This window comes from Aquimarina spinulae, assembly GCF_943373825.1.
GTDB classification, from domain to species: Bacteria; Bacteroidota; Bacteroidia; order Flavobacteriales; family Flavobacteriaceae; genus Aquimarina; species Aquimarina spinulae.
Genome location: NZ_CALSBP010000002.1, coordinates 2,711,570 through 2,725,871, shown reverse-complemented (window position 1 = coordinate 2,725,871; position 14,302 = coordinate 2,711,570). Strand labels below are relative to the sequence as shown.

Sequence of the window (14,302 nt, the reverse complement as noted above, 5' to 3'; positions counted from 1 at the left end):
TTTTTTTTACCAACAAACTCGTTTAAATTTTTTCTATTGGCCAAAAAACTTAAACGAGTTCGTTACTAAATACTAACTCTTAACACCTAAAATATCATCAATAGTATTTACAGTGACAGAATGATAGTTTGGTCGAGCTTTCTCATAAATAAGTAATGCTTCTTTTGTTTTATTGTTTCGTTGATACGCTTTAAAAATAGTAGAAACATACCAACGACGTCCTACAGTAATAAGAAAATCTTCAATTTTTTTATCTACATGATTACCATGGTAATCATGATTTATGGATTGTTCGTACCAAACCATTGCAATATAAGAATTGGTAGCATTCGTTAGATCAAAAGCTTTATCAAACATGGCTAAATGCTTTTTATTTATATCTTTTGGAAAATTGCGAACAAAATATACCCATTCCTGAGTTGTCCAATTTTCGGTAATTTTTACATCTACTTTATTATTTGCGATAAATTGTGTTAACGCTTCTAAGACTTTATCAAATTTGTCTGATTTTGCAACCGCTTCATTATTCGGAACACCTGCTTTATAAACCCACTCATCAGCATTAAATTTAATATTCTCTTTACTCAATAAATTTTCATTCAAAAAAACAATGAATTTCTCTGTACTTATAGTAGAGAAGGCATGTGTTTGAAAGTAATTGTTAAGGAATTTATCAAATTTTTCACGCCCTACTGTTTCTTCTAATGTTCTTAAAAATAAGTACCCTTTCTCATAGGCAATACTATTCATACCATCATCAGGATTTCGCCCTTTTAAGTTCAGTTTTAATTTAGTTTCATCCGGTGTTGATTTAAAACCTTCTATTTCATCATTCAAACTTTGTCTACTAATTAATGCTAACATATTTGCCCTGTCTACTCCATACAATTCTTCCATTATACGGGTTTCAAAATAAACCGTAAACCCTTCATTAAGCCAAAAATCATCCCAGGTTGAATTCGTAACCAAATTCCCCGACCAGGAGTGTGCCAATTCATGTGCTATAACAGATGTTAAACTTTTATCTCCTGCTATTAGTGTAGGGGTAGCAAAAGTCAAACGTGGATTTTCCATTCCTCCAAAAGGAAAACTTGGTGGTAATACAATCACATCAAATTGCTCCCAGGCATATTTTCCATACAATTTTTCGGCCGCAACAACCATTTTTTCCATATCCGAAAACTCATTATGAACAGCATCTACCATAGATTTCTCAGCATAGACTCCAGTTCTGTCACTAATCGCCTTATACTCAATATCTCCAACTGCTAGTGCAATGAGATACGGAGAGATAGGTTGTTTCATTCTAAATTGATACTCTCCATTCTCTGTTTTCTCTTTTGGGTTTTCTGCACTCATTACTGCCATCAGGTCTGATGGAACACTTACTGTAGCATTATACGTTATTCTTATCTGTGGACTATCCTGTATAGGAATCCAGGTTCTAGTTAATATTGCTTGTCCCTGCGTAAATAAGAATGGATGTGTTTTATCGGCAGTTTGTTGTGGACTTAACCATTGTAATGCTTCAGTCTTATTCGTGGTTTTATATTGAATTGTTATTGTTTTTGTGGTGTTTTGAATATCAATTTTTAGTGGTTGCCCTAGGTATTCATCAAATCTTCCTAATACAAACTTGGTATCCACTCCGTCTGTCTGTACATTTTCAATTTCCAAAAATTTAACATCCAAAATGATTTCTGAAGCGTTATTGTTTTCTATTTGATAAGTAGCACTTCCGCTAATGATTTCTTTTTCAAAATCAACATCTATATCTAAATCCAAATGTTTTATTGCAGCTTTATTTGGCTGCGCGAAAGAATGTGGTTCTTCTTCATACTTAGGCAAAGAAGTTTCCTTTTTCAATTCTTTTTTTTCTTTTTTAGTATCGGCACAACTTCCTAACATTAGTATTGTACACACCAATAAAGTAATTACTTTTTTCATTTCCTATTTATAAATTTATAGTGTTGATTATTCTCTTTTATTCAAAAAAATAGTATTTCTAGTTATGTATTGTCTCTCTAAATACATCAATATATGACTAGTTGTTCTTTACAATTTACTGACTCTTTCTGGTCGGATACGCTTGCAATTCTTTTTCGGGTACATTATTTAATTTGAAATACCCTTTTTTACCCTTTTTGGTATACGCAACAATGCACTCATTATCTTTAAGTTCGAAAGGAGGCTTTTTTTCAACTGCCGGTAACTGGTTCTTAAACTCTTTCTTAGGATCATCACTCATAATCAGATCTTGCCTTCTAGAAGGGTAAGTATGATGACCTACATATACAAGTTCATTGGTTTTATGCCCCAGTTCAATCTTTTTACCTTTAAAATACGCATACTCTAATTGCACATCTGATGTCGAATTAACTTCTATATATAGCATAAAACCAGAACCACCGCCTTCAACCCCGGCTACCCATTTCTGAAAATAAACATCTTTAATAACTATTGGAGTTTTCATATCGATTTGTTGACTGCTGGCACATTGTGTATATGTTATCAGGACTAACAAAACACCAATTGTTGTACTTATTGTTCTCAAATTTATCATTTTTGATATTTTAAGTATTGAAAAACAAAATTGATACCAAAAACATAGTCTTGGTAATTTTAGTTTCGCTAAAGATAGGGAAATAGGCAAAATACCTGTTGAAAAAACAAAAAACCTCATAAGAAAACTTATGAGGTCTTGGTATTTTATTATACTAAATTCTAGCTAGGCTGAATCAATACTAAACTACAATTAGTTATTTAAAGCTTCGGCACCACCAACAATCTCTAAGATTTCATTAGTAATAGAAGCTTGTCTTGCTTTATTGTATGATAATTTAAGTGCGTCTCTAAGCTCTGTAGCATTATCTGTTGCTTTATGCATCGCTGTCATACGTGCTCCATGTTCTGATGCAAATGAGTCTCGTATTGCTTTATACAATTGTGTTTTAAGTGATTTAGGGATTAATTGCTCTACAATCTCTTCCTTAGAAGGTTCGAAGATATAATCTAGATTTACATTCTTATCACTTTCTATAGGTACAATAGGCAAGAATTGCTCTGTAGTAACATCCTGAGAAGCTGCATTTCTAAATTTATTATAGACAATAACGATCTTATCACAAGAACCATTACTGAATAACTCCATTAGTTCTTCTGCAATATCTGAAACATTAGCAAAAGTAAGATCATCATACACCGAGCTTCTATTTGCAACTACTGTATGTGTTTTTGAAACAACATCATTGACTTTTTTACCTATGGTAACAAAATCTACTTGCTTACCTGCATATTCATTTTGATATAGCTCTCTTACCCCTTTAACAATATTAGAGTTAAAAGCACCTGCTAAACCACGATTAGAAGCAATTGCCACTACTAATACTTTTTTCACTTCACGTTCTTCTGCATATGCACTTGCGCTATCTCCTTCTAGTGAAGCGCTCAAGTTTTGCAATAGCTCGGTAAGTTTATCTGCATAAGGACGCATTGCAGTAATCGCCATCTGTGCCTTATTCAACTTTGCTGCAGACACCATTTTCATGGCACTGGTAATTTGCATCGTTGAAGATACAGAGGTAATTCTACTACGTAATTCTTTTAAATTTGCCATTTTTCTTAGTATTGAGTATTGAGTAGTTAGTAGTGAGTACCTTCTAGATCAATACCATTCTAAATAGTAAACTTTATTTTATTAAGTACAGCGTGTTAGATTTTAACACGCTGTACTTTAATACTAGTTTTTATATTTCGCTGAAATTTCTTTACAAGCCGCCATTAATACATCGATTACCTCGTCTGTTAATTTTCCTGCTTTTAAAGTATCTAGTGTATCTCTATGCTTAGCATTAAGATATTCTATATAATCACTTTCAAATTCTTTTATTTTATTTACAGGCACATCTCTTAATAGGTTTTTAGAACCTGCATAGATGATTGCAATCTGATCTTCTACGGTATATGGATCATTTTGTGCTTGCTTAAGAATCTCTACGTTACGCTTTCCTTTTTCGATTACGTTTAAGGTAGCCGCATCAAGGTCAGATCCGAACTTAGCAAACGCTTCTAATTCACGAAACTGTGCTTGATCTAATTTTAGTGTACCTGCTACTTTTTTCATTGATTTAATCTGTGCAGATCCTCCAACACGAGATACAGAGATACCTACATTAATTGCCGGACGTACACCAGAATTAAATAAATCTGATGTTAAGAATATCTGACCATCTGTAATCGAAATTACGTTTGTAGGGATATACGCAGATACATCACCTGCTTGCGTTTCGATAATTGGTAATGCTGTTAATGATCCACCACCCTTTACTTTATCTTTTAAAGAATCAGGAAGGTCATTCATATCTTTAGCAATAGTATCATCTGCAATTACTTTTGCAGAACGCTCTAATAATCTAGAGTGAAGATAGAAAACATCTCCAGGATACGCCTCACGACCTGGTGGGCGACGTAATAATAAAGATACTTCACGGTATGCTACTGCCTGTTTAGATAAATCATCATAGATAATTAAAGCAGGACGTCCTGTATCACGGAAATATTCTCCGATCGCAGCACCAGCAAATGGAGCATATACCTGCATTGGAGCAGGATCTGATGCATTAGCCGCTACGATAGTAGTATATGCCATTGCACCTTTATCTTCTAGTACTTTAGCAATTAATGCTACTGTAGATGCTTTTTGCCCTATAGCTACATATATACAATATACTGGTTCACCAGCATCATAAAATTCTTTTTGATTAAGAATAGTATCGATACATACTGTTGTTTTTCCTGTCTGACGGTCACCAATTACTAATTCACGCTGTCCTCGTCCTACTGGTACCATCGCATCGATAGACTTGATCCCTGTCTGAAGAGGTTCATTTACTGGTTGACGAAAAACTACTCCAGGAGCTTTACGTTCTAATGGCATTTCGAAAGTTTCACCTTCGATCGCACCTTTACCATCGATAGGGTTACCTAATGTATCCACTACACGACCTACAATTCCTTCTCCAACGTTAATAGATGCGATACGTTGTGTACGTTTTACAGTTGCACCTTCTTTAACTTCAGTTGAAGAACCTAAAAGTACTACCCCAACATTATCTTCTTCTAAGTTAAGTACGATACCTTCTAAACCAGATTCAAACTGTACTAATTCTCCATATTGAGCATTAGACAATCCGTATACTCTGGCGATACCATCACCTATTTGTAATACCGTTCCTACCTCTTCTAATGAAGCTGATGCTTCAAATCCAGATAATTGTTGTTTTAATATTGCTGATACTTCAGCAGGATTCACTTCTGCCATTTTATAATAGTTTGAAAGAACGAGCTTGAACACTCATTCTCTTATTATTAAATTTATATTTTAAAATGTATGTATTAATTGCTTAATTCTCTTCTTAAGTTTGTAAGCTTATTTGCTATACTTGCATTATACTGTAAATCACCTACTCTAAGAATAAATCCACCGATAATACTTTCATCGATTACATTTTCTATAGTAGCTTCGTTACCTGTTAATTCTTTAATCTTGGCCAAAACTTTAGCGCTTAATCCTTTATCCAGTGGTACTGCGGTAGTTACTTTTGCAACCTGAGTGTTGTTTAACTGATCAAACAAAATACTATATTGCTTTGCTACATCATCTAACAAGTTCACTCTTTTATTCTCGATTAATACATCAAAAAGTTTTTGTGTAATCTCACCAGTACTTTTAAAGATCTCACGCAATGAAGCAAGTTTTACTTCACTTTTGATCAATGGACTACTTAACACCATTCTGAGCTCGGCGCTATCGCTAATTGTCGCGATAATACTTTGCATATCCTTCTGAACATCTTCAGTAGTTTTTTTATCTTGAGCCAGGCTCAAAACTGCTTTAGCATAACGTATTGCTGCTCTACTCATTTAGTTTAATTTAAAGTAACGTCCTCTAACATAGATTCAACTAATTCTAGTTGTTTCCCTTTGCCAGATAATTCTTTTCTTACTACTTTTTCTGCAATCTCTACAGAAAGTCCTGCTACCTGATTCTTAAGATCTGCAATTGCTGCCTTTTTCTCGCTAGCGATAGTAGCTTGTGCTTGTGCTACAATTTTATCAGCTTCTGCTTGTGCTTCAGACTTTGCATCAGAGATCATATTTTCTTTAAGCTGTCTGGCTTCTTTAAGCATCCCATCACGTTCTGCTCTCGCTTCATTTAAGATTCGCTCATTATCTGCCTGAAGGTTTTGCATTTCTTTTCTTGCTTCTTCTGCAGATTCTAATGCATTTTTGATTCCTTCTTCACGATTATTTACAGCCTCTAAAATAGGCTTCCATGCAAATTTTCTTAATAATAATAGTAAACCTACAAAGATTAAGATCTGCCAGAAAAACAGACCAAACGAAAAATCATTTATTAACTTCTCCATTATTAGTGATATTAATTTCTTTAGTGTTTAATTTTAAAAATCTAATTAACAACAGCTATAACCAACCGTCATAGCTGTTGTTTGTAAATTAAGCTGCGAATAACGCTGCAAATCCAATACCTTCAATAAGTGCTGCTGCAATAAGCATAGCTGTTTGGATTTTACCAGAAGCTTCTGGTTGACGAGCGATAGCGTCCATCGCCTGTCCACCGATTCTACCGATACCAATACCAGCTCCGATTACGATTAAACCTGCTCCAACAATATTTGGAATTTCCATAATTATATAATTAAAAATTAAACGTTCAAATTCTAGTGATGTGCCTCTTCATTTGCCATACCAAAGTATAGCGCAGACAACATCGTAAATATATAAGCTTGTAATGCTGCAACCAATAATTCTAATATTGATAACGCAAAAGCTAATCCAAATGATAATGGACTACCGATCCAGTTTTTAAATATGAATATCATTCCAATAATACTCATTAGTACTACGTGACCTGCAGTCATGTTCGCATATAAACGAATCATTAATGAAAATGGCTTGATAAAAACTCCTAACAATTCTATTGGCGCTAAAACAACTTTCATAAAAGTTGGCACACCTGGCATCCAGAAAATGTGACCCCAATAATTTTTATTCGCTGTTAAATTAGTAATTAGAAATACAATTAATGCCAATGCAAAAGTTACCGCAATATTTCCTGTAACATTAACTCCCAGAGGAGTCATTCCTAAAAGGTTTAAAAACCAAATAAAGAAGAAAACGGTAAGCAAAAAGCTCATGTACTTCTTATATTTATGTTCTCCAATATTAGGAATAGCTATATCATCTCTTATAAACAAAACCAAAGGCTCTAAGAAACGTCCTACTCCTGTAGGGATACCGTTATTTTTCTTATATGATTTAGCAAGACTTCTAAACATAAAAAACATAAGTAGACTAATCAATAGCATACTTACAACATTTTTGGTAATAGAAAAATCAAGTGGTTTTGCATTGGTAGCATGGTGATCTTCATCATAATTGATCGTACCTGATGCATCTGTTTTATAAATTTTTGAATGGTATAACTTATAGTGATTACCATCAACTTCGGCAACAGATTCACCGTGGTGAAATTTAGAGGAAGAAAAAACTTTTAGTCCATTATCCCATAAAATCACAGGCAAAGGAAAGCCATAATGCTTGTTTGCTTCTTCATCAGAAAACAATGTAAAATCATAAGAGTCTTGAAGGTGATGATCTACAAATTCTTTGATTCGTTCTTTTAAACCTCCTTCTCCTTCATTTTCCTTTTTCTCGGATTCTTTGGCGAATAAGTTTCCTGTCGTAAAGACCAGACTAAAAATCAATAAAATTTTAACTACAGTACGTTTTTGCATTACGCGTAAAATTTCGGTTCCTAAATTTCGGTGCAAATGTACATAATTATGTTAGATTCTTAAACTATTTTGACTAAATAAGTTTAAGATTATCCGTAAATGATTAAGTTTCTGAAAATCAATTATTTAGTAGAATTCAAAATTTTTGAAACATAATAGACTTCGAGGATTAAACAGATTAGATAGGCTATAAAAAAATCAAGAAAGACATTTTTACTGATTTCGAAATCATTAAGCTTACTGACGGCCATAAAAACTCCTATTTTTATAAGGCTACCTGCCATAAAAATAAAACCAAGTTGGTCTTTAAATTTTTTACTTAGCACTAGTATAACTATTGTAAAGACAAAGGTGAATGCACTATTGAATACATATGAAAGCTTGATAATATTGATATTTCTTTCGAGCAAAAAGGTGTTTATGATACCCATATGGATCATATAACTGCCTGCTATTACAATAGTGAAAAGAAATAAAAAACGGAATACGTTCTTTCCCATTAGCGTATTAAAATTCTTTATTCAAAAAATAAACTCATCAAATATCTAAATTTTCTAAATAGTATAGAAGCATTTAAGGGATTTAAAAATCTAATGGCGATACATTATAATAATCAATCAGATTTATTAATCCGATTGAGTTGCTTAATCACCAAGTATATAGATGCGGTTACTCCAAAGAGTATAAATCCCATGGTAAACCATTGTTTATCCAATTCATAATAGGCATCTAGTTTTTTTCCGGCGTAAGCACACAGGAATATGGTAGCTCCCATTTGGAAAGCTATTCCTGTAAGGGCAATATATTTATTAAAGGTTTTCTTACCTCGATTATTATTTTTCAAGGTTTCTTTTATTAAGAAAAAACATCGTTTTAAATAAACATTCTAATATACAGAAAATCTATTGTCTGATCCCGTATCCAATATCATGACCACAATAAGTAATCACTAAATCGTTCGAGATTATTTACTAAAGAGAAGTTTTCTTCTGCTTTGGCTCTATGAGAAAAAATGCTCCCTTTAGCGTCCTGTAACTAATTTATAGTTACATTTTTTATATTAGAAGTTTGTATTCACGGCAATCAAGAGAAAACCTAATACAGTAAATACAAACTTCTAATCTAAGCTGATTTTCCTTGTCCTTGTGTTGTTTGCGATTGTGAAGGTTTCTGTTCACTAGGCTTACTCAAAGATTTCACATTACCTTTCATAGAACAAGATGCATTAAAGTTTGCTCCTGGTTCAACAGCCAATTTACCTACAGTAACTTCGCCTTCGATATGTGCCGTTGGTTTTAAAGATAAGGTATTTGATACGTTAAGAGTTCCTGAGAACTTACCTTCGAAATCTGCATCAGAGCACTCTAACGTACCTTTAATAAAGCCTGATGTTCCTACTACTACTTTGCCAGTAGTTTTAAAAGTTCCTTCGATAGTACCTTCAATTCTAAAACCTCCTTCAGAAATAACATCTCCTATGATTTTAGTTCCTTCTGAGATTTTGTTTTGGTTACGAGAGAAATCGGTCGTATTGCCGTAGTCTCTTCCTTTTTTATTGTCTGAAAACATAATATATAAGGGGGATTAAATGATTATTCGGTTTCTAATTCTGGTTCTGATTGAGCATATTCTTCAAGATTTTTATGAATCTGAAGCACTCGATAATTCGGAGATGCTATCGTAAAATACGTAGCCTCTACTTTTTCATAATATTTCTTTTTCCTGTTCCACTTTGTTAAATCTACACCACGGGTGTCTTCGGTTTTACCCAAAGACAATAATTCTCCAAATCCTTCTGCTGCTAATCTACTTCCGTTTGTATGTACAACTACAAATTGTTGATCTTTATTATATACATCTAAGGAAACTTTCATCTTCTCATATCGAAGTTCTTTAATAATGGCTTCTATTTGTTCTTTTAATGCTTGTGCTTGATTGTCTCCAAAAGTAGAAAATGCATAAATCAACTTATGGTTATTCTGCTCGTCTATATTGGTCAAAAATGCATTATCCTGAATTTGCGGAATCGTAACCTGGTAGATCACCTGTGCTTTTTTACCTTCTGGGCTTTGAGGGTAATTAAGAGACACATAATTAAGTGCTTCTTTATACGCTTCAAATCCTCTATATCGTCCTATCGCCTGTGCTTTTAATAATTCGAATTTGGGTAAAAAATCTTCATCTCCGCCAAATTTTATAATCATCTCATCGCTTTCTTTTATTACAGACGCATATTTTTGATTCTGAAAATCTCTATACAACCTATTATATATAAATTTAGGGCTGTTTTCATCATCCTTTAATGCTTCATCAGGATTCTGAAGAATTTTGGCATATCTCGATTCTCCATGATTATTAATAATATCCTGCATCATTGCATTGGATCTCGAGGTGTTTCCTTGCGCCAAATAGATTTTGTACAAATTATATTTAGAAGGAATAATTAATCGTTTTTCGGGATTACTCTGCAATAGATTTTCGAATTTATCTATAGCTAAACCATATTCCTGAAATTTTTCTTTATATATAACGCCAAGTTGATAATAGGCAAAATTACGATCAGTTTGAAGACTATCTATAGCTGAAGGATCGGTTGGTAATTGAGCAATATAGGTTTGTGGATCAAATGTTGGATCGGTATCGATAGAGTATTCATCCTTTTTCTCTTTCTCTATTGTAGAAACAGCACCTGGATTAGAAATACTCGAAACTCTCCAATTGTCTTGTAACTCTCTGTTTCCATATGTTCTTTTAAATGCAGTTTTACCATAAGCTACAGTAGTTTGGTTATAGAAATAAAAAGTTCCTCCTTCTACACTTGGTCCTTTAGTATCTGTTCCAAATCCAGAACCTGGCTGTCTATACCTTTGTTCTACAGGCAAGTTATCCTTTATTCTGGCAATTTCTGCAGCTTTTTCTTCTTCTATAGCTTTTGTTTTTAACGTATTGGTATACTCTGCATAATATGTTATTCTCTGCTCTGGTGACATGGCCAAAATAGTAAGAATACTGTCATTTGTCTTGGCAATACCTTCGTATAAAATAACATCTTCAAGATTATCTCTCTTTTTCTTTAATACCCTATACCGTTTTGAATCTACAATCATTCGCTGAAGTGTGCTATCATAATACGCTCCAGAGATAGCATACTCTTTTCTATCAAAACTAATATCTCCCAGAGTATAATAATTAAGGGATTCTAAGTATTTATCTTCAGACTTTGTTCGTAATGATTTATTATAATATGCTACAGCCAGATCAATAGAATCCAAGGTTTTAAAATAAACTGCTTTTTGGTTGTATATTTTATCTAAAAACGGTCGATTTTCTCGATTTTTTTCAAGATCGGCTAATAATTCAAGAAACTCTTCCTTATTACCATTCTCATAATTAAAATTTCGAGCTTTTGCCATATAGGCATTCATCATGTATTTTCTGGGCGCTTTTCTATTGAGTGCAATAACCTGATCAAACGCATAATTTGCACTATCCTTATAGCCTAATTCATTTAGTAATTGTCCTTTTATATAGAGATATCTGCCTTTCTCTTCATTCTTTCTGGTATGAACGGCAGCTTTGGTAATATAAGTAACAGCAGAGTCTTTTCTTTCTAAGTTAATATATGCTTGAGCCATCATAGCTATAGCATCGGCATAATCCTGGGGTTTCATAAACTCCTGTTCGATCATTCTGGTAAGATCCTCTATTGCTTTATCATTATTATCAAGGCGAAGATTAGTTTTGGCTCTCCATACTTTGGCATGATTGATCGTATTACTTGTGGGATATTTATATAAGATGTAGTTAAAAGCTTCTAATGCCGGCACAAAACGTTGTTCAAAATAACGAGCTTTACCTAATAGCAAAAATGCTTCATCGATTTTAGGATTACGTTCCTTATTATCAATAAGCATACTATGCTTTTGGATTGCTTTTACTGCTTTCTCCTCTGCTCTATCAAAGTTTTTATTAAGTACTTCGTTAGGAAGTCTAACATCTTCACTTATAATCATCCTTTCTACCGGTAGTAACTCCCAGAAATTGTCTTTATAAGACTGAACGATATCTTCCTTACCTATATCAAAAGCCAATCGGCCATTATATAGCGTATTATTTTTTGTCGTAACATCATGCCATGTACGATTTATAAACTTGTCCTTTTTACGAGAACAAGCAAATCCTACAATTGCCAAAAGCAATATCAGCGCGATCTTTAATAATTTTCTGCCCAAACCAGATAAATTTATACGTGTGATAACTAAAAAACTTGACTTTTAGTGTGTTGATTGTACACAAAAATTATGTGTGCGTTGTAAAAATACATTTCTTTCGTTAAAAAACCGGTTGTTAACATCTTTTTCTCGGCTTAAACTCTCTTTTTTTGCCATATCGATTATTGATCAAAATATTACATCGAAAATTAAGAAAATCACAACATCAACATTTTATTGATTATCAAAATGTTAAATATAATCGTGATTTGTTTTTCAGGTAAAAATTATTCAATAAATTCATTGTGATTTTTATAGGCTATTATGCTATCAAAATTTTAGACTCATGCCTTAGGTGTCTATAAATTTTTAAGGCAAAAATCTCTTAAAACTCTTATTATGAAATCAAAATTGTTAAACCTTGGTAAAGCACTAGACAAAAAGCAACAGCAAAAAATTATGGGTGGTGCTCACAGGCCCTGCGATGATCACCAAGATTGTCCTGGCGGACAAGGGTGTTGCTATTGTGTGGGATTATGTTTTTTAGATTCTTATCCTGGTCTACAACCTGGTGGCTTTTGTTGGGACAGTCACTGATACGTTTAATCTAATAAGATTATATAGAGTTCTGAAAATTAATTTTCAGAACTCTATATAAATAAAATTAAAATCTTCTAATAATCTTTCTTTTGATATCGAAAGGTTTTTACTACTCTCTTTTCCAAAGTGTGACATTGGTTCTATCAAAAAAGTAGCGTAGTTAATCCATTTTTTATGAGCACCATAAGGTATTTTCTTCTTATACAGTCACTTACAATTCTTTTTATTTCGGGAGGCATTTTCTTTAAACATTCTAAAAAGCTAAAAAGCTGGACTATTGCTTTTTTTTCGGGAATATTTGGTTTGGAAATATTAGTATTTCTTTATGGAACCAGTAAGCTATCTGTAGTCTATCCTCAATTTTTAGGATGGTTTTATTTTGATATGGGCTTTCTTTATGGTCCTTTTTTATGGTTTCATTTTCAATCTTTTATTCATGACAAAAACAAATATTCAAAAATTGATGGTTTACATTTTATAACCTTCATAATTATATATATACTCATAATAGATATTTTGATGTTACCTAGTGAAGAACGTTTACAATACATGAGAGAGCGTTTTATGGATCAAATTATGCCTATAAATTACGCTAGGGCCATTCATCAACTATTATATGCAATTGCCGTTATTTATATAACCATAAAAAACAGGGCAAAGCTATCATCAAATGTAATAGTGTACTTATTTACACTTGCGATTATATACATCTGTTCTACTCTAATTATTTCATTCCTTACTTTGTTCGCTGATGGCTGGCGTCAATTTGCTTACTATTATTTGTTTAATAATATCATGATTTTTGTTGTCGGGATTATTCTCTATACAAATCCTCAATTTCTGAAAGAAATTAAAAAAAAATACTCGAACTCTACATTAGATCATGACGATATGGTTCAAATTCAAAAGAAAATTAATGCTCTGTTTATTCATGATTCTATATTTCTAAAAAACGATCTTACCATTGGATATTTGGCCAAAGAACTTAATGTGAAACCTTATCAAATTTCACAGACTTTTTCTGAATTCATTAAAGAAAATTTTAATGATTACGTAAACAAACACAGGGTAATGTATTCTCAAAAACTATTGAAAGACACTGCATACAATATTTATAAAATAGAAGCTATTGCTACAGAGTCGGGTTTTAACAATAAGGTCACCTTTTATAAGGCTTTTACTAAACACACGGCTACTACACCTTCTAAGTATCGGAACCTGAATAAAAAAAGAGTAAAGAATAATTTAAGTTAACGTTTTACAAGATTTTTTATATGTCATAAATCATGATTGACAAGTAATTTTATGCTGAGTAATAATTTATTAATCACTTAAATACAACAAATCATGAAAAAGTATTTCTTAACATCAAAAGGGCAGCTTTTAAAAACTTCGCTTGCCTTAACATGTGCAATTTTAATCTCTATTTTCCTAATGACTCCATTAGAGAATCTAAATGCCAACAACTTAAAAAAACCTACTTTAGAAAATATGGATTGTACCTCTGGATGGAGGCCACAGTATGAATTTTGTTCTTCTTGTTTGCTTGGTGTTTGCACAAAATATAGAAAAGATAGAAAATACCATTTTTGTGGAGGGATGGAAATAGCAACCGATGAGTATAGAGATGTCTTTATAGGGTTTTCTTCATCTTCAAATTGTCCTTAAACTTCT

Annotated in this window: 14 protein-coding genes; 2 read left to right on the top strand and 12 right to left on the bottom strand. The window is 32.7% G+C overall.

The features are described 5' to 3' along the window. Positions 1-72 precede the first annotated feature (72 nt). The 12 genes from NNH57_RS17460 to porW form a co-directional block, all read right to left on the bottom strand. Positions 73-1,947: a hydrolase/aminopeptidase gene (locus tag NNH57_RS17460; protein WP_074405837.1), complete on the bottom strand. Its 1,875-nt coding sequence runs from the start codon at positions 1,945-1,947 to the stop codon at positions 73-75. 115 nt (positions 1,948-2,062) lie between these two features. Further along, positions 2,063-2,554: a hypothetical protein gene (locus NNH57_RS17455; protein WP_139062394.1), complete on the bottom strand. Its 492-nt coding sequence runs from the start codon at positions 2,552-2,554 to the stop codon at positions 2,063-2,065. A gap of 201 nt (positions 2,555-2,755) precedes the next feature. Beyond that, positions 2,756-3,616, bottom strand: a complete 861-nt coding sequence (gene atpG, locus NNH57_RS17450) for an ATP synthase F1 subunit gamma (protein ID WP_074405839.1) — start codon at positions 3,614-3,616, stop codon at positions 2,756-2,758. A gap of 123 nt (positions 3,617-3,739) precedes the next feature. After that, complete coding sequence (gene atpA / locus NNH57_RS17445; RefSeq protein ID WP_024769776.1) at positions 3,740-5,320, bottom strand: F0F1 ATP synthase subunit alpha; 1,581 nt, start codon at positions 5,318-5,320, stop codon at positions 3,740-3,742. A 74-nt stretch (positions 5,321-5,394) separates the two neighbouring features. Then, on the bottom strand, positions 5,395-5,922 hold the full coding sequence (atpH, locus tag NNH57_RS17440) for an ATP synthase F1 subunit delta (RefSeq protein ID WP_074405840.1): 528 nt from the start codon (positions 5,920-5,922) through the stop codon (positions 5,395-5,397). Positions 5,923-5,927: 5 nt separating this feature from the next. Beyond that, the gene (locus tag NNH57_RS17435) at positions 5,928-6,428 is read right to left on the bottom strand and encodes a F0F1 ATP synthase subunit B (RefSeq protein WP_074405841.1); all 501 of its coding nucleotides are present in this window, start codon (positions 6,426-6,428) and stop codon (positions 5,928-5,930) included. 88 nt (positions 6,429-6,516) lie between these two features. Then, positions 6,517-6,708, bottom strand: a complete 192-nt coding sequence (atpE, locus tag NNH57_RS17430) for an ATP synthase F0 subunit C (protein WP_034244746.1) — start codon at positions 6,706-6,708, stop codon at positions 6,517-6,519. A gap of 32 nt (positions 6,709-6,740) precedes the next feature. Continuing rightward, the gene (gene atpB / locus NNH57_RS17425; protein WP_074405842.1) at positions 6,741-7,817 is read right to left on the bottom strand and encodes a F0F1 ATP synthase subunit A; all 1,077 of its coding nucleotides are present in this window, start codon (positions 7,815-7,817) and stop codon (positions 6,741-6,743) included. Between the two features lie 122 nt (positions 7,818-7,939). After that, the gene (locus tag NNH57_RS26585) at positions 7,940-8,317 is read right to left on the bottom strand and encodes a DUF6168 family protein (RefSeq protein WP_108808200.1); all 378 of its coding nucleotides are present in this window, start codon (positions 8,315-8,317) and stop codon (positions 7,940-7,942) included. A gap of 113 nt (positions 8,318-8,430) precedes the next feature. Next, positions 8,431-8,661 carry an AtpZ/AtpI family protein gene (locus tag NNH57_RS17420; protein WP_025665406.1) on the bottom strand — a complete coding sequence of 77 codons (231 nt, stop codon included), beginning with the start codon at positions 8,659-8,661 and terminating at the stop codon, positions 8,431-8,433. Between the two features lie 278 nt (positions 8,662-8,939). Next, a complete protein-coding gene (locus tag NNH57_RS17415) occupies positions 8,940-9,386 on the bottom strand; it encodes a bactofilin family protein (protein ID WP_074405844.1) in 447 nt (148 codons plus the stop codon). A gap of 23 nt (positions 9,387-9,409) precedes the next feature. Further along, complete coding sequence (gene porW / locus NNH57_RS17410; RefSeq protein ID WP_234423383.1) at positions 9,410-12,049, bottom strand: type IX secretion system periplasmic lipoprotein PorW/SprE; 2,640 nt, start codon at positions 12,047-12,049, stop codon at positions 9,410-9,412. A gap of 753 nt (positions 12,050-12,802) precedes the next feature. On the opposite strand from porW, the gene NNH57_RS17405 reads away from it, so the two are divergent. Together NNH57_RS17405 and NNH57_RS17400 are read left to right on the top strand one after the other, a co-directional pair. Beyond that, positions 12,803-13,882: a helix-turn-helix domain-containing protein gene (locus NNH57_RS17405; RefSeq protein WP_108808202.1), complete on the top strand. Its 1,080-nt coding sequence runs from the start codon at positions 12,803-12,805 to the stop codon at positions 13,880-13,882. A 93-nt stretch (positions 13,883-13,975) separates the two neighbouring features. Beyond that, positions 13,976-14,296 (top strand): hypothetical protein, encoded by a 321-nt coding sequence (locus NNH57_RS17400; protein ID WP_074405850.1) that lies wholly within the window; start codon positions 13,976-13,978, stop codon positions 14,294-14,296. Positions 14,297-14,302 lie beyond the last annotated feature (6 nt).